Source organism: Acinetobacter sp. 797_lipA (assembly GCF_058243025.1).
On sequence record NZ_JBZAYQ010000001.1, the window covers coordinates 2,827,021 to 2,847,566 of the forward strand.

The 20,546-nt window shown below is 43.1% G+C and carries 20 protein-coding genes and 1 pseudogene; 5 read left to right on the top strand and 16 right to left on the bottom strand.

Going from position 1 to position 20,546, the window contains the following annotated elements:
- Nucleotides 1-39: 39 nt before the first annotated feature.
- Together AC4CU2_RS14085 and AC4CU2_RS14090 are read left to right on the top strand one after the other, a co-directional pair.
- Nucleotides 40-1,292 (top strand): annotated as a pseudogene (locus tag AC4CU2_RS14085) (MFS transporter).
- Between the two features lie 104 nt (nt 1,293-1,396).
- Nucleotides 1,397-2,128, top strand: coding sequence for an energy transducer TonB (locus tag AC4CU2_RS14090; protein ID WP_490768971.1), 732 nt, complete (start codon nt 1,397-1,399; stop codon nt 2,126-2,128).
- Between the two features lie 106 nt (nt 2,129-2,234).
- On the opposite strand, the gene AC4CU2_RS14095 is transcribed toward AC4CU2_RS14090, so the two are convergent.
- The 3 genes from AC4CU2_RS14095 to AC4CU2_RS14105 form a co-directional block, all read right to left on the bottom strand.
- Complete coding sequence (locus AC4CU2_RS14095; protein WP_004692284.1) at nt 2,235-2,663, bottom strand: YqaA family protein; 429 nt, start codon at nt 2,661-2,663, stop codon at nt 2,235-2,237.
- Nucleotide 2,664: 1 nt separating this feature from the next.
- Complete coding sequence (locus AC4CU2_RS14100; RefSeq protein WP_114836810.1) at nt 2,665-2,958, bottom strand: hypothetical protein; 294 nt, start codon at nt 2,956-2,958, stop codon at nt 2,665-2,667.
- A 115-nt stretch (nt 2,959-3,073) separates the two neighbouring features.
- Nucleotides 3,074-3,694 carry a glutathione binding-like protein gene (locus AC4CU2_RS14105; RefSeq protein WP_205667120.1) on the bottom strand — a complete coding sequence of 207 codons (621 nt, stop codon included), beginning with the start codon at nt 3,692-3,694 and terminating at the stop codon, nt 3,074-3,076.
- A 324-nt stretch (nt 3,695-4,018) separates the two neighbouring features.
- Here AC4CU2_RS14105 and AC4CU2_RS14110 point away from each other — a divergent pair, with 324 nt between their 5' ends.
- Nucleotides 4,019-4,471 carry an Hsp20 family protein gene (locus AC4CU2_RS14110; RefSeq protein ID WP_004692288.1) on the top strand — a complete coding sequence of 151 codons (453 nt, stop codon included), beginning with the start codon at nt 4,019-4,021 and terminating at the stop codon, nt 4,469-4,471.
- Nucleotides 4,472-4,533: 62 nt separating this feature from the next.
- Here the strand turns inward: AC4CU2_RS14110 and infC are convergent, their stop codons facing one another.
- Together infC and thrS are read right to left on the bottom strand one after the other, a co-directional pair.
- The gene (gene infC, locus AC4CU2_RS14115; RefSeq protein ID WP_078425166.1) at nt 4,534-5,085 is read right to left on the bottom strand and encodes a translation initiation factor IF-3; all 552 of its coding nucleotides are present in this window, start codon (nt 5,083-5,085) and stop codon (nt 4,534-4,536) included.
- A gap of 5 nt (nt 5,086-5,090) precedes the next feature.
- The gene (gene thrS, locus AC4CU2_RS14120) at nt 5,091-7,013 is read right to left on the bottom strand and encodes a threonine--tRNA ligase (protein ID WP_010325937.1); all 1,923 of its coding nucleotides are present in this window, start codon (nt 7,011-7,013) and stop codon (nt 5,091-5,093) included.
- Nucleotides 7,014-7,522: 509 nt separating this feature from the next.
- On the opposite strand from thrS, the gene AC4CU2_RS14125 reads away from it, so the two are divergent.
- The gene (locus AC4CU2_RS14125; protein ID WP_078388758.1) at nt 7,523-9,166 is read left to right on the top strand and encodes an acyl-CoA synthetase; all 1,644 of its coding nucleotides are present in this window, start codon (nt 7,523-7,525) and stop codon (nt 9,164-9,166) included.
- Nucleotides 9,167-9,244: 78 nt separating this feature from the next.
- Here AC4CU2_RS14125 and yjgA read toward each other — a convergent pair whose 3' ends face one another.
- From yjgA to mazG, 9 genes are all read right to left on the bottom strand, one after another.
- The gene (gene yjgA / locus AC4CU2_RS14130) at nt 9,245-9,778 is read right to left on the bottom strand and encodes a ribosome biogenesis factor YjgA (RefSeq protein WP_078388722.1); all 534 of its coding nucleotides are present in this window, start codon (nt 9,776-9,778) and stop codon (nt 9,245-9,247) included.
- Nucleotides 9,779-9,780: 2 nt separating this feature from the next.
- Entirely contained in the window at nt 9,781-10,050 is a 270-nt protein-coding gene (locus AC4CU2_RS14135) for an HPr family phosphocarrier protein (RefSeq protein ID WP_490768972.1), read from the bottom strand.
- The gene (rapZ, locus tag AC4CU2_RS14140) at nt 10,047-10,898 is read right to left on the bottom strand and encodes an RNase adapter RapZ (RefSeq protein ID WP_004692298.1); all 852 of its coding nucleotides are present in this window, start codon (nt 10,896-10,898) and stop codon (nt 10,047-10,049) included. The genes AC4CU2_RS14135 and rapZ overlap by 4 nt, the downstream gene beginning before the upstream one ends.
- Nucleotides 10,899-10,924: 26 nt before the next feature.
- A complete protein-coding gene (gene panC, locus AC4CU2_RS14145; protein WP_078388723.1) occupies nt 10,925-11,767 on the bottom strand; it encodes a pantoate--beta-alanine ligase in 843 nt (280 codons plus the stop codon).
- 3 nt (nt 11,768-11,770) lie between these two features.
- Nucleotides 11,771-12,580, bottom strand: a complete 810-nt coding sequence (gene panB / locus AC4CU2_RS14150; RefSeq protein WP_004692301.1) for a 3-methyl-2-oxobutanoate hydroxymethyltransferase — start codon at nt 12,578-12,580, stop codon at nt 11,771-11,773.
- A 36-nt stretch (nt 12,581-12,616) separates the two neighbouring features.
- Nucleotides 12,617-13,105, bottom strand: a complete 489-nt coding sequence (gene folK / locus AC4CU2_RS14155) for a 2-amino-4-hydroxy-6-hydroxymethyldihydropteridine diphosphokinase (RefSeq protein WP_490768973.1) — start codon at nt 13,103-13,105, stop codon at nt 12,617-12,619.
- Complete coding sequence (gene pcnB, locus AC4CU2_RS14160; protein ID WP_078388725.1) at nt 13,102-14,571, bottom strand: polynucleotide adenylyltransferase PcnB; 1,470 nt, start codon at nt 14,569-14,571, stop codon at nt 13,102-13,104. Before pcnB ends, folK begins: the two co-directional genes overlap by 4 nt.
- Before the next feature lie 137 nt (nt 14,572-14,708).
- Nucleotides 14,709-15,107, bottom strand: coding sequence for a ComEA family DNA-binding protein (locus tag AC4CU2_RS14165; RefSeq protein ID WP_078388726.1), 399 nt, complete (start codon nt 15,105-15,107; stop codon nt 14,709-14,711).
- 18 nt (nt 15,108-15,125) lie between these two features.
- Complete coding sequence (gene mazG / locus AC4CU2_RS14170) at nt 15,126-15,887, bottom strand: nucleoside triphosphate pyrophosphohydrolase (RefSeq protein WP_490768974.1); 762 nt, start codon at nt 15,885-15,887, stop codon at nt 15,126-15,128.
- A 118-nt stretch (nt 15,888-16,005) separates the two neighbouring features.
- Here mazG and AC4CU2_RS14175 point away from each other — a divergent pair, with 118 nt between their 5' ends.
- The gene (locus AC4CU2_RS14175) at nt 16,006-16,773 is read left to right on the top strand and encodes an SDR family oxidoreductase (RefSeq protein ID WP_490768975.1); all 768 of its coding nucleotides are present in this window, start codon (nt 16,006-16,008) and stop codon (nt 16,771-16,773) included.
- Between the two features lie 40 nt (nt 16,774-16,813).
- On the opposite strand, the gene AC4CU2_RS14180 is transcribed toward AC4CU2_RS14175, so the two are convergent.
- Nucleotides 16,814-19,120, bottom strand: coding sequence for a RelA/SpoT family protein (locus AC4CU2_RS14180; protein ID WP_004979149.1), 2,307 nt, complete (start codon nt 19,118-19,120; stop codon nt 16,814-16,816).
- A gap of 33 nt (nt 19,121-19,153) precedes the next feature.
- Nucleotides 19,154-20,542: a 23S rRNA (uracil(1939)-C(5))-methyltransferase RlmD gene (gene rlmD, locus AC4CU2_RS14185; protein WP_490768976.1), complete on the bottom strand. Its 1,389-nt coding sequence runs from the start codon at nt 20,540-20,542 to the stop codon at nt 19,154-19,156.
- Between the last annotated feature and the right edge of the window lie 4 nt (nt 20,543-20,546).

Genomic DNA, 20,546 nt, shown 5'->3' on the forward strand with positions numbered 1-20,546 from the left:
AAGTCGTATAATGCCTCATCCATTCCATACTGTACCCTTATGAACGCTACACAGGATGCTTTTGCCGCACTCCGATACCGAGACTTCTCTCTTGTTACACTCAATCAATTTTGTCTGACGCTTGCCATTTTGATTCAGGAAATTATTGTGGCGTATTCTTTGTATAAAATTACCAAAGATCCTCTCACTCTAGGTTTGATTGGTCTGGCAGAAGCAATCCCCTTTATTGCGCTCTCCTTATGGGGCGGCTATTTTGCCGATCGCTTTAATAAGCAAACCATCATGAAAATCTGCTTATTCTTTGCCATTCCTCTACCCTTGGTTTTATGGGGGGTATTTCATGCTTATGGCTTAAAGCAAATTGAACTCTCCACCCTGTCATGGGGTGTCTATGCCGTGATCTTTGGCCTAGGAACAATTCGAGGTTTCTATAATCCATCCGCAACATCTCTCAAACCCTTTTTAATTCCTCGGGAAATTTATGCCAATGGTGCTACAAGGACCACCATTGGTTGGCAAAGCGGGGTGATTATTGGGCCAATACTGGGTGGGTTGATGTTAGCCTTTTTAGGCCGTGAAACCAGTTTCATCAGTGTGGCGGTACTGCTCAGCCTATGTTTCTTACTCGTCAATCTTTTAAGCAAACGCACTTTTCCTAAAATTGAAACGGAACGTGTACTACAAAGTTTAGGTGAAGGCTTTCGCTTTATTGCTAAAACTAAAATCGTCCCCTGGGCTATCTCACTCGACTTAGTCTCGGTGCTGTTCGGCGGTGTGATCGCTTTACTCCCGATCTTTGCTGAAGATATTTTGAAAATTGGGCCTGAAGGCTTGGGCTATTTACGGGCAGCGCCATCGATTGGTGCACTCATCACCATGATTGCGCTGACGCGTTTTCCGCCCACCCGACATGCATGGCGCAATATGCTGCTTGCTGTTGCAGGTTTTGGCCTATTCACCTTATTGTTCGCTTGCTCAAATTACCTCTGGCTGTCTTTATTTGCTCTTGCGATGACGGGTTCATGTGACAGTATTTCAGTGGTAATTCGTCAGACCATTTTACAAATTTACCCTCCTGAGAATATGCGAGGCCGTGTTGCAGCGGTAAATGGCATGTTTGTGTCGAGTAGCAATGAACTGGGGGCATTTGAGTCAGGTCTTGCAGCAAAATATTTAGGCCTGTGATTGCAACGGTTTTTGGCGGCAGCATGACGCTCTTGGTGGTCGCACTCAGTTGGGCTAAAACCAAAGACTTATTTGGTGTAGACATCACCCAAGCTGAGCAAAAATAGTTTTAATTTAACAATATAACTTGCGAGTCTTTCTAATTCAGGAAATACTCGCAACAATTATTTAAGTCATGCGCACTGGATGCGTTATAAAAGAAATCGACCATATGAAACCACTCTTCTTGCTCGCATTATCTACACTGCCCCTTCATCTCAGTCATGCAGCTCAGCCACCATTAGAACTCACCATTCAAAAAAGTTCAGCTCAATCGGCGCATTTGACCACGCGTATTCAATGGGTAGATTTTCCCAAACCCCAATATAAAAATAGTGATTTAAATCAACAAAACCGTGCAGCAATTATTCGTGTGTATGCAGATGAAACAGGTGATGTAACCAAAGCGACAGTCCAAGAAACGACTGGACTCAAAGCTTTAGATGAAAAGCTGGTAAATGCCGTGCTTCAAGCCAAAGTAAAACCGTTTATAGAGGACGACACCGCTTTAGCTATCATTGGTTATCAAGTTTTTAATTTAAACTTAACCCCAGATGATGCCGAAGCATGCAACTATAGCTTTGACTCGAAAAACTGGCGTGCACAACAGCAGCAGCAAAAAGTGCCTTTTCAATATCAGGCTCAACCTAAGCTTGCTCTAGATTCAACGCAGTTGAATAGTCATGACCGTCAAATTAAATTTAGCTTTAAAGCCGATAAACACGGCAACATTAAGAAGCCAAAAATTACAAAGGGTTCAGGTATTTACGCGCTTGATCAACAAGTTTTACAAGCCGTTTCAAATAGCAAAGTCAGTGTTAAACGCACAGCAAGTACACTGTGGCTCTATAAAAAGTCTAAATTTAAAGATGCGATTGAATTCGATCTAAATGCTTGTCGTTAAAAATTTAGCATGACACGAGTTCTCACTCACTCGTGTCATCTCTCTATATAAACTTTGAACCCATTCAGCACATATAAGCATGTGGCCAGTTGGTCTCTGAAAATAATTAGAACTGACTAAACATCCAATACACAAAAAGATAACGCCCTATTTTCGCAATACTCACCATCACGACAAAACGAACAAAGTTTTCTTTGAGTAATCCTGCAATGAGGGTAATCGGATCACCAATAACGGGCACCCAACTGAGCAATAAAGACCAAAAACCATATTTTTGATAAATGCCCTGCGCCTGCAACATCTTTTGCTCTGAGACGGGAAACCATTTTTTATTTTTGTATTGCTCAACTTTCAAGCCGAGCCACCAATTCACACAGCTACCTAAAATATTACCTAGGCTTGCAACTGCTACCAACAACCACACTGGATACTGCGTCTGAGCCAACAATCCCACCAAGACTGCTTCTGACTGTAACGGCAGCAGTGTCGCTGCCCCAAAAGCAGAAAGGAAAAGTAGTCCTAAGGCCCACATCATTTTATGATTTTAAACCCAGCTTTTTCTTGGTTGAGCTATAAGCAAAACTTGACCAGATCAGTGCCAAAATCAACAAAGACCAACGTGACCATGAATATTTATCGGCAATCGGTTCAATTGCAGCACGCAGTACCACCTGATCTTTGGTATTCAGCAGTTCAATGATTTTTTGGATGTGTACCGCTTCAGCTACAAATAGCACCAAACATCCTGCAATCCCCACAATAATACTGAGATAGATTTTAGGATTCGCTTCAATAATACGGGTTAAATTGAGGAAAAACTCTTTTTTCATTACGCTGATGTCCAAACAACCTTTCAACAAAAAAGCCACCCATCGGTGGCTTTAAAGAATGGCTTATACCTTGAAGGCACTAAGCTTAACACAGTTCAAGTCACCGCTTCTGTAACTAATTAACTTGAAGCGCCAACGCACGCTGAACTGCAGGACGCGCTTGAATACGCTCCATATAAGCCTTCACATTTGGATAGTCATTTATATCAATTTGCTGCCACTCATAACGCAAAATCCATGGAAAAATTGCCATATCCGCTATCGAGTACTCGCCAGCCACATAGTTTTGACCAAAAAGCTGCTTGTCTAGTACAGCATACAAGCGCTTGGTTTCATTGACATAGCGTTCAGTTGCATATGCAATACGTTCGGGAGCAAATTTACTGAAGTGATGGTTCTGTCCAAGCATTGGACCAAAACCACCCATTTGCCACATCAACCACTGCTCAACTTCAACACGAGACTGTTCATCGCTTGGGTAAAACTGTCCTGTTTTACGCCCTAAATACTGCAAAATCGCCCCTGACTCAAACACAGAAATGGCTTCACCTTTAGGACCATCTTGATCCACAATCGCAGGGATTTTATTGTTGGGTGAAATGCGTAGAAAGTCGGGTTGAAACTGATCATTTTCTAAAATATTGATGGGAAAGACTTGATACTCCAAACCCATCTCTTCTAATGCGATGCTAATTTTATGTCCGTTGGGTGTTCCCCAATAGTACAAATCGATCATGTGGTTATCCTGTTACTTTTCTCGTTTTAGTTCATATTGTCGAGGTTTGATACTGTTTATAACATGATTCCAGCCTAGAAACATTAGGTTAAACTGAAATTGAAATCTTAAAATATGCATGACTAGCTTCATATAAATAGAATAATTATCAACCAAAGAGAATTTTTAAAAAAATCTTATTTTTTAATCTTGAAATTTCACAGAGCATCCAAATATTAAAAGTACAGCAAACATCCACACCGATTATTGCTGTGACAACCATGCTAATTGAGTCGCATAGGTTGCTTATTTATATCACTTTTCCTAATGATGGAGGTTTTATCAATGAGTAATTTAAGCTTAATGCCATTATTCCGTCGTAGTATCGGTTTTGACCGTTTAAACGATTTGTTTGATCATGCAATGCTCAGTGAAGCACCACATTATCCTGCGTACAATATTGAAAAAGTCGGTGATGATCACTACCGCATTGTCGTAGCTGCGACTGGTTTTAACCAAGATGAGCTCGCGATTGACTTAGAGAATCAGGTACTTAATATTTCAGGTCAACATGCTGATCAGACCAAAGACAATCATGCTGAGTTCTTGCATAAAGGTATCACACAGCGTTCATTTAAATTATCCTTACGTTTAGATGAACACATTGAAGTACAAGAGGCCAATTATGAAAATGGTTTACTCACCATCCAGCTACGACGGATTGTTCCAGAAGAAAAAGCGCCATGCCGAATTCCAATCGGACAAAAGAAATTAACAACTGAAAACACTTCGGCATAGTCAATCAACAAAATAAAAAAAGCACTGCATAGGCAGTGCTTTTTTTTAAGATCAATGGATCATTACTTTTTCTTTTTAGGACCAAGCAACATACCCATTTGACGACCTTCCATTTTCGGTGCTTGTTCAACTACGCCCAAGTCAGCCACATCTGCTTCAACTTTTTGAAGTTGAGCCAAACCAAGCTGTTGGTGCGCCATTTCACGACCACGGAAACGAAGAGTAATTTTTACTTTGTTGCCTTCTTCAAGGAACTTAGTAATTGCACGTAGTTTTACGTTGTAATCACCAACATCAGTACCCGGGCGGAGTTTGATTTCTTTCACCTGTACTTGATGCTGTTTTTTCTTCGCTTCTTTCTGCTTTTGCTTTAGATCAAACAAATGCTTGTTGAAGTCCATGATTTTACAAACAGGCGGTTCAGCGTTTGCTACGATCTCAACAAGATCAAGCTCAACACTTTCAGCAGCGCGTAATGCTTCTGCCAAGCTAACAATACCTTTTTGCTCACCATTTTCGTCTACAAGACGGACTTCTTTCGCACGAATTTCATCATTCAAAGCAGGACGGTTTGATTTGTTACCGCCCTGTTGATTACGGTCAGGCTGTTTAATCGCTGTTACTCCACAATGTACCGGCCGCGTTCGGCAACGGCTGCTTTTACTAGGTCAACGAAAGCGTCGATTGACATAGTACCCAAATTTGTTCCTGAGCGGGTACGCACGTTCACTGTACCTTCCTCTACCTCACGGTCCCCAAGTACCAGTAAGTAAGGAATACGCTCTAATGTACGTTCACGAATCTTAAAGCCGATTTTCTCATTTCTCAAGTCTGAAATCGCACGGAGACCGTTTTCTTTAAGTTTAGCGACGACTGACTCACATGCTTCCGCTTGTGAATCGGTAATGTTCATCACACATGCTTGGATTGGTGTTAACCAAGGTGGCATAAAGCCCGCATAGTGTTCGATTAGTATACCAATAAAACGTTCAAAACTGCCAAGTATTGCACGGTGCAACATTACCGGTTGATCACGATCATTGTCTTCAGTGACATATGACGCATCTAAACGTTCTGGCAAATTGAAGTCACATTGGATTGTACCACATTGCCATACACGGCCTAAGCAGTCTTTCAGTGAGAATTCAATTTTCGGACCATAAAATGCGCCTTCACCCGGTTGAAGTTCCCACTCCAAACCAGCAGCATCTAAAGCATCTGCTAAAGATTTTTCAGCCATATCCCAAAGTGCATCATCACCCACACGTTTCTCTGGACGTGTAGACAACTTCATTTGCACGTCTTCGAAACCGAAGTCTTTATACACATCTAAAGTCAGTTGAATGAAGTCAGCCACTTCTTGACCAATTTGCTCTTTGGTACAGAAAATGTGTGCATCATCTTGAGTAAAGCCACGAACACGCATAATGCCGTGCAATGAACCCGATGGTTCGTTACGGTGACATGAGCCAAACTCAGCCAAACGAATTGGCAAATCGCGGTATGATTTTAAACCTTGGTTGAACACTTGTACGTGACAAGGACAGTTCATCGGCTTAATTGCATAGTTACGGCTTTCTGAATGCGTCGTGAACATGCCATCTGCATAGTTTGCAGCATGGCCTGATTTTTCCCAAAGCGTGAAATCAACCACTTGTGGGGTACGAATTTCGAGGTAGCCATTGTCTTGTTGTACTTTGCGCATGTATTGTTCAAGTACTTGATAAATGGTCCAACCGTTTGGATGCCAGAACACCATACCTGGTGCTTCTTCTTGCATATGGAACAGGTCTAAAGCTTTACCAATTTTACGGTGGTCACGCTTTTCAGCTTCTTCAATACGTTTGATATACGCTGCAAGCTGTTTTTTGTCTGCCCACGCTGTACCATAAATACGTTGTAACTGTTCATTCTTCGCATCGCCACGCCAGTAAGCGCCTGACATTTTAGTCAACTTGAATGCTTTTAAAAATTTAGTATTTGGCACGTGTGGACCACGGCACATATCCAAATAATCTTGATGGTAGTACAAGCCCATTTCTGTTTCTTCAGGCATGTCTGCAATCAAGCGTAATTTATAATCTTCACCACGCGCTGTGAATTCTGCAATCACCTCATCACGTGGTGTCATTTTTTTGATGACATCATAGTCTTGATCGATGAGCTTTTTCATGCGCTCTTCAATGGCTACCATGTCTTCTGGCGTAAATGGCTTTGCGCTAAAAATATCGTAATAGAAGCCATCTTCAATGACAGGACCAATCACCATTTTCGCTTCAGGGAACAATTGCTTAACCGCATGTCCCACCAAGTGAGCGCAAGAGTGACGAATGATTTCGACACCTTCTTCGTCTTTAGGCGTAATAATTTGAAGGCTGGCATCCGTGGTAATCAAGTCAGATGCATCGACTAAACGACCATCGACTTTTCCTGCAACTGTATTTTTCGCAAGACCCGGACCGATGCTCAGTGCAACGTCCATCACAGATACAGCTTGATCAAATTGTTTTTGATCGCCATTTGGCAAAGTGATAATTGGCATAAAAAATCCTTAAGGAGTGATGCCCCGTACCATGGAGCATATCACCGCGAGATTATGATCGAGGTAAAACCTCAAAAGATAAAAACGGTGGATAAATAAAATCAGTCGAATTTTACACGTGTTATCCACAGGATTAAACCTTTTCCCCTATAAAATTCACGTTTCAGCGCATTTTGAATTTATTTGCCAGTCCCACAGCATCACTAAAATGAGGGAATTGATGTGCCGCAATCCTTATCGCTACATTTTATAATGACTCTATCGGTCACTTTTTATTGAACAATACAGCAACACAAGCATACACATTTTGCTTAAAAAGCAGGCTAAAATCTAACTAAAAGGGTTTATATCGCACAGAATCCATAGATTCAGTTTAGATAAACTAAACAAAAAAAATTCAATAAATTCATCTAAAAAGAGCAACTCGACTAAAGCATAAATGCAAGATGGCTGAAAAATGCATATCTTTTAATCAATGGAAAAATAATACTGAATTTGGAGTGATCAACATGGTGAGTGCTTATGATGAGTTACCAAGAACCCCCGCAAACTTTGTGGCTTTGTCACCGCTGCGTTATTTAGAACGAGCTGCTTATATTTACCCTCATCAAGATGCCATCATTCATGGGCACCGCCATATTTCATGGCGTGAAACTTACCTTCGCTGCTGCCAATTTGCCTCACAATTACAAAAACTGGGAATCACAAAAAACGATACTGTCTCTGTTTTGCTGCCCAATGTCCCTGCAATGATCGAAGCACATTTTGCAGTCCCAATGGCAGGTGCTGTCCTCAACACATTGAACACGCGCTTAGATGCCAAAACCATCGCATTTATGCTTGATCATGCAGAAACCAAAGTCTTATTGGTGGATCCAGAGTTTGCATCGGTTGCACAAGAAGCCTTGGCTTTGGTCGGACGCGATATTTTCGTGATTGATGTAGATGATGCTGAGTACGAAAACTGTTTTGCAGCCCCGATTGGGCAAATCGAGTATGAAGACTGGTTAACCGAAGGCGATGACAACTTTGAATGGCATTTACCTCAAGATGAATGGGATGCCATTAGCCTTAACTACACCTCTGGCACCACAGGCAACCCAAAAGGCGTGGTTTATCACCACCGTGGCGCTTATATCAATGCAGCCAGTAACATCATTGCTTGCGGCATGACACCACGTGCGACCTACTTGTGGACCTTACCTTTATTCCACTGTAACGGCTGGTGCTTTGCATGGACCATGGCAGCCAATGGGGGCACCAATATCTGTTTACGTAAAATTGACCCTGAACTCATTTTCAAAGTCATCGCTGAGCATAAAGTCGATTATTTCTGTGGTGCGCCAATTGTGCTATCCATGCTGATCAACACCCCTGAAGAGCAACGGATCCACTTTGAGCATCGCGTTGAAGTGATGGTGGCAGGTGCTGCACCTCCTGCTGCAATCATTGAAGGCATGCGCCATATTGGTATAAATGTCACCCATGTTTATGGACTGACTGAAACCTATGGACCTTCTGCGCTTTGTGCCTCTCAAGCGGGTTGGTCTGACTTATCTATTCAGGAACAAGCGCAGTTGCACTCACGCCAAGGTGTACCTTACCCACTGCAAGATAATATGAAAGTGCTGGATCCAGACACGATGCAACCTGTACCGCATGACGGTCAAACTATGGGTGAAATTATGTTCCGAGGTAACATTGTGATGAAAGGTTATCTCAAAAACCCTGAAGCCACGGCAGAAGCCTTTGCTGGTGGTTGGTTCCATACAGGCGATCTTGCCGTTTGCCAACCTGATGGCTATGCCAAAATTACTGACCGCTCTAAAGATGTCATTATTTCTGGAGGTGAGAATATTTCATCACTAGAAGTTGAAGAAATTCTCTATCAACATCCTGCTATTTTAACGGCTGCGGTGGTCGCGAAACCCGATCCTCGCTGGCAAGAAGTGCCATGCGCATTTATTGAACTCAAAGCAGGGAAAGAAACCACACCTGAGGAAATCATTGAATTCTGTAAGCAACATCTGGCACGTTTTAAAGTACCGAAAGATGTAGTGATTACAGAAATTCCAAAAACGTCGACAGGCAAGTTACAAAAATTTGTTCTACGCGATTGGGCCAAAGAGCGTGCAACGGGCGAGTTTAGCTAAACATTCAGCAGTCTATACAAGCAAATATTCTCAAATAAAAAAGCGACCTTGAAGGTCGCTTTTTTATGTCTAAATGACTTAATTATCTGAAATTAAAGCCACTTGCTGAATGTAGTTAAACAACTTCAAACGCGAAGCTTTAAGTTGTTCTTCATCCGTCTGTTGTTTCATATCACGGTGAATACGCAATACATGCTGACGAATGGTATGACGTTCCGCGGCATTATAAGTTTTGGAAAACTCATTAATGACCACATCACCATCTTTGATCATACGATCAACCCAACGCTGCAATTGAGCGGTTTTTTTCGCGCCTTGTTGCGGTGTCAAATAAGACAAAATCACCGTTTCATCTTCATTACGCAACAACTTACCAATGCGTAAAAATTGGCGACGACGAGCTTCATTTGATGTAATCAGTTTCACATCCAAAAGAGCTTCAATCAAACGCTCTTCAACAGGTAAGTTTTGAATTTGTTTAGTGTTCAACTCTGCAAGTTGAGAACCCAAAGATGCCATACGTTGTACGGCTTTTTTCTGTTCAGTTTTACTTGCACGTCCTTCTAAAGATTCAAAGTCTTCTTCAGTAAAACTATGCGGTCGACGTGCCACGATTAATCTGCCTCGTAAAATTTTGCTGCAAATAGTGCCTGAATCTCAGATAAAGCTTGTTCTTCATCTGCGCCTTCAAGCACCAAGCGTAAAGTGGTGCCCTTTCCTGCGCCTAGCATCAGGAGGGACATAATATTTTTGGCATCCACCAATTTGTCTCCTTTTCCAATTTGGATTGAAGAACGGAATTTGGTGGTCACTTCAATGAACTTGCCAGATGCACGCGCATGTAACCCTAGTTTATTAATTACGTCAACAGTTGTATCAATCATGCCCAGTGCTTCATTTCTCGGTGGAGGACCTGAATAGACCATTTTGCCTCAAGGGCTTTTTTTAGTCTATCCACAATATATACAGAGCGATGCTGCCCACCCGTACAACCAATTGACACGGTCATATAGTGACGATGCCCTTCAGCAAAAGCTGGTAACCATTTATCTAAAAACTTATAAATATCTTGGAACATTTCGTGCGTTTGCTCACTTTGTTCCAAAAATTTTTGCACAGGGGCATCCAGTCCTGAATACTTCCGCAGTTCTAAATCCCAATGGGGATTGGGTAAATGTCGAACATCAAACACATAGTCAGCATCTAACGGAATGCCATGTTTAAAGCCGAAAGACTGCAAAATCAAAATCAGGTTATCCGACTGCCCCAACTTTGACAGCAAGGTATGCTTTAAATCGTGCACACTTTTATCGGTGGTATCAATATGCACAGTTGAGCGCAAATTAATCGGCAATAAAAGGGTTTTTTCTTCTTGAATACACTGGTTCAAACTTTGAAAGCGTGTCGCCAGCGGATGCGGACGACGTGAAGCACTAAAGCGCGCAATCAGCTCTTGATCACGTGTGGTCAAATAAATAATATCGACCGTACCATGCCTTTGCAATTGTTCAAACACCAAGTCGAACTCTTGCAAATCTGCACGTGTACTGCGTACATCCACACCAAGCGCCAACTGCTCAAGGTTGTTTTCCCGATCCAGCTTAGCCACAATCTCTGGGAGTAAGGCCAAAGGCAAATTATCAATACAGTAATAACCAAGATCTTCCAATACTTGTAATGCAGAGGATTTACCTGAACCAGACTGTCCTGTAACAATTAAAATGCGCTTCATCTTAATCCTTTGAGAGGTGAGCTTGCCTAAATATGTTTCACTTTCAAGTTATCAATTAAACGAGTTGCCCCGAGTTTTGCCGCAACAAAAAGCACCACATCTTGGTCAAACGCATCCAATTTCTGCAATGCAGGTGTGCGTGCTTCCACATAATCCACAACAAAACCAGCCTGTGTCAATGTCGCCTTTATATTTGCTAACACATCAACTAAAGCGGTACCAGTTTGTAGCGACTGTTCTGCCGCTTTTAAACTTTGATAAATGATCGGTGCTTTTTGACGGTTTTCTTCGCTTAAATAACCATTACGGGAACTTAAAGCCAAACCATCTTCTGCACGTGCAATTGCCACACCCATCACTTCAAGCGGCATATTCAAATCACGAACAAACTGACGAATCACAGCCAACTGTTGATAGTCTTTTTCACCAAAGAAAGCAAAATTAGGTTGCACAATATTGAACAGTTTCGTCACCACAACGGCGACACCATCAAAATGACCTGGGCGTTGTAGACCACACAAATCATTGGTGATATCTGAAACAGTAATATTGGTCAAACGTGGACTGTTGCCATACATTTGCTCAACCGATGGTGCAAACACGATGTCACAACCAACCTCGGCCAACAAGCGCTGATCTTGCTCCAAGGTGCGTGGGTAACTGTCAAAATCTTCATTGGGTCCAAATTGAATCGGATTCACAAAAATGCTAACTACAACCACATCACAGAGTTTTTTCGCTTCGCGCACAAGGTTCAAATGTCCCTGATGCAAGTTCCCCATGGTCGGGACGAAACCAATACTTTTTCGAGCCGTTCGCGCAGGGTTCAATGATGCTGATAGGCCTTGGATCGTGGTTTCAGTTTTCATGTTTTACAGCTCGACTTGGAATGTTTGTTCTTTTGCAGGGAATGAGCTATCAAGCACCGCTGCATGGTATGCCTTGAACGCATCCAAAATCGCCGTTTCCCCTGCTTGTTCTTTCATAAAGTTACGCACAAATTTTGCAACACGACCAAAAGTCAGTCCAAGCATGTCTTGTACTACCAAGACTTGACCATCGGTATCCACACCTGCGCCAATGCCAATGACAGGTACATGTGGGAACAACTCACTAATTTCTTTACCGAGCTGCGCAGGCACACACTCTAATAACAACACCGCAGCGCCCGCATCAACCACCGCTTGGCAGTCCGCAATCAGTTGGTCTGCCGCTTCACGTGTACGTGCTTGTAATTTATAGCCACCAAACACATGTACAGACTGTGGAGTTAAACCTAAGTGTACACATACAGGAATACCATTGCGTGTCAAAACCTGAACCGTTTCAGCCAGCCACGCACCACCTTCAACTTTGACCATTTGTGCGCCCGCTTGCATCACCACTTTTGAGCTTTGCAAAGCATCATTTAAGGTGGCATAGCTCATAAACGGTAAATCGGTCATGATCAAGGCATGCTGGTTACCACGGCGTACAGCTGCGGTATGGTAAGCCATATCTTCAACCGTAACAGGCAAAGTGGAGTCACGACCTTGAATCGCCATACCTAGTGAATCACCAATTAAAATCGTATCAATTTCAGCAAGTTCCATTGCCTTTGCCATGCTCGCATCATAGCAAGTCAGGCAGGAAAATTTGCGACCTTCTGCTTTAAATTTTCTTAAGTCATTTAAACTAATCATCAAACCATTCCTTTCAACATCTTTAGCTCGGCTAAATTAAATCTCTGCCCAATTGCCTGCATCCAGCACGCTCAACGTAGGTTGTTGTACAGCAGGCAACTGTTTCAACGCAATACCATCAATGTGTAAATCTGGGTCTAAATCCAGCAATGGAATCAACACAAAATCACGTTCCATTACACCAACATGAGGCACAACTAAACGTTCATGCTGAATTTTTTCTTGTGCGTAGATCAGTAAATCTAAATCTAAACTGCGCTCACCCCAACGGCGTAAACGTACACGTCCCGATTCTTGCTCAAAACGTTGCAGCTCATCCAGCAAAGCCAACGGCGCCAAGTTTGTGCTGAGTTGCACCACGGCATTTAAATAATTAGGCTGGTCTTGTGGTCCCATCGGTGGGCTTTGATACAGCTTGGAGGTTTTTACATCTCCTAGACTGGCCAACTTGTGCACCGCTTCAGTCAAAATCACTTTAGAATCGCCTAAGTTACTACCTAGACCAATGTACGTGACGATGCTCATTGTGTCGGTCCAAAAATCACGCTGCTTAAATCACGCTGAACACGTTTACGTTTTAAAATTGGATGATCTGCACTAATCTCGGTTGAGCTGTGACCTGTTCCCTTACCAGTCTGGGTACGAGCTTCAGCGTGTTGCTTCGGTTTACGTGCACGACGACTACGCGATTCTTGCTCTTGCACCAAAGGCTCAATTTCATGACTTACCGTTTTGGCAATCGCCGCTTCTTCAGCACTTGCTTTACCACTGCGACGTGATTTTGCACGTTGGCGATTATATTGACTAATGGCACGTTCTTTTTCATCGGTGCTCATCAACTGATAGGCATCCCACCACTGTCCCATGCCGAGCGTACCCTCATCACCGGATTTTTCACGAAGCAACAAGAAGTCAAAGCCTGCACGGAAACGTGCATGGCTAGATAAGGCTTGAATTTGCTGTGCTTTCGGATTGAGTAAACGCGTTTGCATTTCCCACACTTCACGAATGAAGGTTTCGGCAAAGCGCGGAATAATAGTCCGCGTGGCTTGGCGTTTTAATACATCAAGTCCCGCTTGTGCACGAGCTTCAGCCGCAACCATACCTTTACTGCTATAAAACTCACAACGCTCTAAGAACGGCTGCCATAACAACACCGCATAGAAAAATGCAGGGTTGATGGTTTTGCCCACTTGAATGCGCTGATCGGTATTTTTAGCGGCACGTTCAATAAATGGGGTGATATTCGGTTGGATATCTGCAAATAACTGCTTCCAAATGCCGAAATCGATCAACATTGGCAACACACGATTTAAATGTCCCATCGTGAACAACTTCTGAGATTCATCATATAAACGGTGCGGCGAAACATCACGCAGTAACTGCGTCATTTCCAAGGTAAAAACGTCAAGAATTTGCTGATCAATTGAGAAACCTAATTTTGCAGCAAAACGTAAAGTCCGCAGCATTCGCACAGGATCTTCTTCAAAACGTGTTTGTGCATCGCCCAGTAGACGTAAGGTTTTATTTTTAATGTCATCCACAGCATGACAGAAATCTAAGACAACGCCCTTACGTGGCTGATAGTACATTGCATTAATTGAAAAATCACGGCGAGCAAAGTCTTGCTCTATCGTACCCCAATTGTTATCACGCAAAATCATGCCTTGCGCAGAGGTGACTTCTTTCTTCGGCGGTGCACGGAAAGTTGCCACTTCAACCAACTCACGACCTGAATAGACATGAGCCAGCTCAAAACGGCGCCCGATAATACGGCAACGTCGTCCGAAAACTTCTTTTACCTGTGACGGTGTTGCATTGGTCACTGCATCAAAATCTTTGGGATTTAGGCCAAGCATCATGTCGCGAACACCGCCACCGACGATATACGCTTCATAGCCTGCCTTAGTTAATGCATCGATCACATCTAAAATGTAAGAAGGTAATTGAGCGGTTGATAAACCACATTTTGACGCGCGCAAAGTTTGCAAAAGCCGCTGTCTCCTACGCCTAAACGTAAAATTCTAAGATGACGCTAATCATATATCTAACACAATCAAAGGGCAATTTGATTATCGAAAGCAAAGCAGGATTCTGATCAATTCACGAATAAATGACACCGCTTTTTTCACAAGCCCAAACGGGTTTTATTTTTTGCAAAAATTGCCGGTCCAATCCCGCGCACCTGTTGTAGCTCATCAATAGATTTAAATGCCCCTTGTTTCTGGCGATAGGCCACGATTGCCTGTGCCTTTTTTAGACCCACACCCTGAAGCTGCTGTAACTGATCGACACTGGCTTGATTTAAACTAATTTTATTTGCGCTCGACACAGGTTGGGCCTGAACAGGAGACACAGCACGTTTCACGCTCTTGGGGGCTTGAATACGATCATCCCACGCCTGCTGCTCTGCTTTCCAGTTCTGGTAGTTCTGATCAAAAGACTGTGCATAACTGGTCGGCACCCAAGCCAATAAACTCAGTAATAGCAACGCGATGATCAACAAACTTACTTTTATTTTTATCAAGTCAAGCCACCATTTTTATTATTTCAGTTGTAATTTGGCTTGCTCCCACAGTTGATCCATTTCTTCTAAAGACATCTGCTCAATCTTTTTTTGTTGTTGCAAAGCCTGATCTTCAATGAAAGCAAAACGAGTACGAAATTTATGAATCGTACTCAAAAGCGACATTTCGCTTGAGACGCCCAGTTTACGCCCAACATTGATCATTGAAAATAAACAATCGCCAAATTCATCTGCTATTTCATCGGAATTTTGCTGTTGAACCGCATGTTTCAATTCAGCTAATTCTTCTTCAAGCTTGGTATAAGCGCCTGCTACATCAGGAAAGTCAAAACCGATTTGTGCTGCATTTTTTTGAATCTGTTCCGCTTGTTGTAAGGCTGGACCATGTTTGATGCTGTCTAATCGTGACTGTACCTTACCTTGTTTTTCCTGCTGTTTAATTTGCTTCCAAAGCTCGCCCACATCTTCGGCAGACAAAGCTAAAAACTGCTGTGCTTGAAAGACATGGGGATGACGACGGATCAGTTTTTCTGTGATGGCATGAACCACATCTTGAAAATTAAAAGCCCCTTGCTCGGCATACATCTGTGACTGGAAAACCACCTGTAGCAGTAAATCACCCAACTCATCACGCACCTCATCAGCGTTACCTGAACGCACAGCAGCTTCAACTTCATAAGCCTCTTCAATGGCATAGCGGGTTAAACTTTCTGGGGTTTGTTGTTGATCCCATGGACATTTTTCACGTAATTCACGTATCACGTTCAGCAATTGTTCCATGTTTATCTCTCTTCAAAAATCATATTGATAAAAATGACATTATGACGGCATTCATTTGTTATGCTAAATCCAATCACAACAATAACATCAAGAAAAAGAGCAACAAGGAGCAGTTTCAATGCGCAGTATTTTGATTAGCGGTGCGGCCCAAGGTATTGGTGCAGCCATCGCCCGCTTATTTTATGCACATCACTATAAAGTCGGGATTTATGACATCAATAGCGCTCAAGCCCAACAGCTGGCTGCCAGCCTCGGCCCAAATGCCAAAGCAGGACAGCTCGATGTTTCCAGCTATCAAGAATGGCAAACAGCTTTAGCGGAGTTTGTCGCATGGGCGGGCGAGCTCAATATCTTGGTCAATAATGCAGGCATCCTATTCTCTGGACCTTTTGAACAAACAGAGATCAGCGCACATCACAAAACCATGTCGATCAATGTCAATGGTGTACTGAATGGTTGCCACGCTGCATTGCCCTACCTCAAACAAGCGAATTTTGCCCGCATCATCAACCTCTCTTCAGCTTCAGCCATCTATGGTCAAGCTGATTTGGTCTCGTACTCTGCCAGTAAGTTTGCAGTACGCGGCATCACCGAAGGCTTAGATACCGAATGGCAAAAATATGGCATTCGCGTATTAGATGTCATGCCGCTATTTGTACAAACTGCCATGGTGCAGGATATGCAAGCGAAGAGTATTCAAAACATGGGGGTACACTTAACTGCAGAAGATGTAGCGCACCACGTTTTTCAACGTGCTGTTGCAAAAGATACGGCACTCACTGCAACGCATCAAGCCGTGGGCGCCAAAGCCAAGCTTTTATTTCAACTGAGTAAAATCAGCCCCCAATTTCTCAACCGCCTGACTAATTTGTACCTTTCTAAATAAAAAAAGCCTGCAATTGCAGGCTCTTTCTATTTCAGTTTGTTTAGTTACCTTGCACTAAACGACGCGCACTAATGATGCCCGGTTGTTGCTCCAATCGTGCCAACAGTTTTGATAATTGTGATAAACCTTTAACTTCAATCAACAATTTCATATTGGCAATACCGTCTGCTTCAGAGATGGTATTGACCTGACGAATATTGATTTGATCGGAGAAAATCACTTGAGTCAAATCTTTGAGCAAACCACGGCGATCATAAGCTTCCACCACAATCTGTACACTCTGACCACGCGTTGGCTGCATTTCCCAATCGGCTTCTACTGCACGTTCAGGTTCATTTTGAATCATGCGTAAGTAGTCAGGACATGCCACTTTATGGATGCTCACCCCACGGTTCAAGGTGATATAACCCGCAATTGACTCACCATGCACAGGCTGACAACACTGCGCCACATGCAGCTCAACGTTATCTAAACCATCAATCAGAATGCCATGCGCTGACAAGGTATGACTAGCACGTGGATTCAAAGTTGGCTTCAGCACCAGTTCAGGTTCGTCCTGATCCAAATGCATATGACGGTTCACCTGATTGATCAAGGCATGCAGACTAATGTCACCATTGACCAGTGCAATCAGAATGTCTTCACCCGCTTTAACATTGAAATGATTGCAGTAATCATTCAAATCAATACTTTTTGGGTGAATTGCTAAACGTGAAAGTTCTTTGTTGAGCAGGTCACGACCCACTTCCAAGTTTTTGCTGCGGTCTTGTTGTCTAAACCAATGACGCAGCTTGTCACGCGCACGTGCTGTCTTGATATAACCTAAAGAGTTCACCAACCAATCACGGTTTGGCTCACGGTCTTTCTTGGTTAAAATCTCAACTTGCTCACCCGTTTTCAAGGTATAAGTCAGCGGAACATAACGCTGATTCACTCGCGCGGCATAACACTTATTACCGACTTGAGTATGCACATGATAAGCAAAGTCGAGTACGGTCGAACCACGTGGGAGCTCTTTAATATCGCCATCACGGCTAAAGACATAAATCTTTTCAAAGTCTTCAAAATCTTGAATTTGCTCAAAATTTTCAGAATCTTCATCCGACTTATGTACATTCGCATCATTGCGCTCTTGATAGTGTTCAAGTACTGCACGCAATGAATGTAAACGATGGTTAAAAGAGCGATCGGTATTCTTACCGCCCTCTTTATAGTTAAAGTGCGAACACACCCCAAGCTCTGCTTCTTCATGCATGCTCTTGGTACGAATCTGAACTTCCAGTGACTTATTTTCCGCAATCACAGCCGTATGCAGTGAGCGGTAACCATTGGCTTTCGGATTGGTAATATAGTCATCAAACTGATGCGGTATATGCCGCCAAATTTGGTGCACGATCCCCAACGAGTGATAGCACTCAGGAACCGTTTTAACCAAGACCCGAACGGCACGAATGTCATAGAGCTGATCGAAGCTCAGGTTCTTACTTTTCATTTTTCGATAAATCGAATAAATGTGTTTTACCCTGCCGCTAATTTCAGCTTCAATGCCATGCTCATTCAAAGATGCACGCAATGTATCAATCACAAACTGAATATATTGCTCACGCTCCAGTCGCTTTTCATTCAGCAGCGTCGCAATTTCTTTATAGCGATCGGGTGCTAAATAGCGAAAGGCTAAATCTTCCAGTTCCCACTTTAACTGCGCAATCCCTAAACGGTGTGCCAGAGGTGAGTAAATGGTTAAGATTTCTCGTGCTACACGCTCTTGACGTTCTTTAGATGAAGTCGCCAATTCACGCAGTGCATAAGTTCGCTCAGCCAATTTGATCAGTACAACGCGCACGTCTTCCGTCACTGAAATCAACATTTTATAAATGCCGTTTAAGTGCTCGCGCTGATTGTTATTAAAGTGATCTTCGAGGCGTTTATTCTGCTCAATGAGGTCGGACAACTTACCCATGGCCAAAGTGCCTTTGACCAGTGCATGCACTTGTTCGCCAAAATGCTCTTGCACTTCCGCCAATGGAATCACGCCTTCGCGTACACCACGATAGAGCATCGCAGCAGCCAAGGTGTCTTCATCGACATGTAGATGGGCCAGAATATCCGCCATTTCAATACCGGTATAAAAGGTATTGGAACGATGATTAACCGTGGTTTCTAACTCTTTTTGTAAAGTCAAATTGGCAACTTCTTCGAGTTGCTCAAGCTTCGCATCATCTAATATGCTTCGAACACGATCTAACCATTCAGCCAAATCATGTTGAGCTTGTTCGGCATGCTCTACAGTCGCCTCCTGAGACAACTCATTGAGTCGCCCAGGTAGTTGCTCACGTACTGTGACCATACCCTTCTCCTACACTTTTACGCTTCATATTCTTTAATCGTTTATCTCATTATCTTTTTCAAACAATGCTATCGACTCAACGTGACCTGTGTGGGTAAACATGTCCATCACACCGGCTTTGACTAATCGATAACCCTGTTGTACCAACAGCCCCGCATCCCTTGCGAGTGTCGCTGGATTACACGACACGTAAACGATTCTTTTTGCACCAAAGTTAGGCATATAATGCATTATTTCCTCTGCGCCTGCACGTGGAGGATCTATCAATAATGCATCAAATCCTTGATTTGCCCAAGAATGATGCGAGAAATCTTTTGTTAAATCTTGTGAAAAGAACTTCAACTGGCGAAGCGCATTACGTTCCGCATTTTCTGCACCACGTTGAACCATTTCTTCACTGCCTTCAACACCAACCACTTGTCCTGTTGCTCCCACGCATCGAGCCAAAGGCAAAGAGAAATTTCCTAGACCACAGAACAAATCGAGAACACGTTCTCCTTGTTTTAAATCTAGCAAGTCACATGCCAATTTCACCATTTGCGGGTTAATGGTTGAGTTTACTTGAGTAAAGTCATGTGGGTTAAATCCAAATTCCACATCAAAATCATTTAAACGATAATGTAAACGCATCTCTGCATGTTCATCATCCATACGCTTTAGACTGTCTGGGCCTGCAGCTTGTAAATACAATTGCCACCCTCTGTCTAACGTAAATTGTTTTAATCGGTTGACATCCTCTGTGTTTAATTTTTCAGTATGTCGCACCGTGAGGGCGATGTCACAATCCCCCATGGCCAATTCTATATGACCAATGACTGCTTTGGCTGTTAGACTTTGGAGTAACTGCTTCAAGCGTGTGATTGAACCAAACTCTTGATCTAATACCAAACAGCGATCAATTGAAGTCAGTTTATTGGTTTGACGCTCTCGAAAACCCACGACCAATTGATCTTTGTGCGGCAAATAACGCACCCCAATGCGCGCTTTACGGCGGTAGTCTTCACGTAAAGAGCGCAAAGGTGGCAACCATTCTTCAGGTTGAATCCCCGCAAAATGCTGCAAATGCGATTTAAGCACTTCTTGCTTTAAACGAATTTGTTCATCGGGATGAATGTGCTGCATATTACAGCCACCACAGCTTTTAAAATGCGCGCACTTCGGCTCAACACGAAAAGTAGAGGCTTCACTAAGGAGTTGAATAGCATCTGCTTCCTCTAAGCGCTTTACCGCATGGGTAATCTGCGCTTTGACCGTTTCACCCGGCAACGCATAGCTAATAAAGACTTTTTTCCCCTGCTTGTCTGCGGGGTGGTCTGGATGCGAACCATAGTGCGCTATGCCGCGTCCTTCATGCGAAAGTGACTCAACCTGAAAAATATAACTGGGCTGTTGAGTTGGACGAGGTTTGGCTCTATGTTTCATGTGT

Coding starts and splice junctions, on each gene's coding strand:
- AC4CU2_RS14090 (WP_490768971.1), top strand. CDS start 1,397: ATGAAACCACTCTTCTTGCTCGCATTATCTACACTGCCCCTTCATCTC.
- AC4CU2_RS14095 (WP_004692284.1), bottom strand. CDS start 2,663: ATGATGTGGGCCTTAGGACTACTTTTCCTTTCTGCTTTTGGGGCAGCG.
- AC4CU2_RS14100 (WP_114836810.1), bottom strand. CDS start 2,958: ATGAAAAAAGAGTTTTTCCTCAATTTAACCCGTATTATTGAAGCGAAT.
- AC4CU2_RS14105 (WP_205667120.1), bottom strand. CDS start 3,694: ATGATCGATTTGTACTATTGGGGAACACCCAACGGACATAAAATTAGC.
- AC4CU2_RS14110 (WP_004692288.1), top strand. CDS start 4,019: ATGAGTAATTTAAGCTTAATGCCATTATTCCGTCGTAGTATCGGTTTT.
- thrS (WP_010325937.1), bottom strand. CDS start 7,013: ATGCCAATTATCACTTTGCCAAATGGCGATCAAAAACAATTTGATCAA.
- AC4CU2_RS14125 (WP_078388758.1), top strand. CDS start 7,523: ATGGTGAGTGCTTATGATGAGTTACCAAGAACCCCCGCAAACTTTGTG.
- AC4CU2_RS14135 (WP_490768972.1), bottom strand. CDS start 10,050: ATGATTGATACAACTGTTGACGTAATTAATAAACTAGGGTTACATGCG.
- rapZ (WP_004692298.1), bottom strand. CDS start 10,898: ATGAAGCGCATTTTAATTGTTACAGGACAGTCTGGTTCAGGTAAATCC.
- panC (WP_078388723.1), bottom strand. CDS start 11,767: ATGAAAACTGAAACCACGATCCAAGGCCTATCAGCATCATTGAACCCT.
- panB (WP_004692301.1), bottom strand. CDS start 12,580: ATGATTAGTTTAAATGACTTAAGAAAATTTAAAGCAGAAGGTCGCAAA.
- folK (WP_490768973.1), bottom strand. CDS start 13,105: ATGAGCATCGTCACGTACATTGGTCTAGGTAGTAACTTAGGCGATTCT.
- mazG (WP_490768974.1), bottom strand. CDS start 15,887: ATGGAACAATTGCTGAACGTGATACGTGAATTACGTGAAAAATGTCCA.
- AC4CU2_RS14175 (WP_490768975.1), top strand. CDS start 16,006: ATGCGCAGTATTTTGATTAGCGGTGCGGCCCAAGGTATTGGTGCAGCC.
- AC4CU2_RS14180 (WP_004979149.1), bottom strand. CDS start 19,120: ATGGTCACAGTACGTGAGCAACTACCTGGGCGACTCAATGAGTTGTCT.
- rlmD (WP_490768976.1), bottom strand. CDS start 20,542: ATGAAACATAGAGCCAAACCTCGTCCAACTCAACAGCCCAGTTATATT.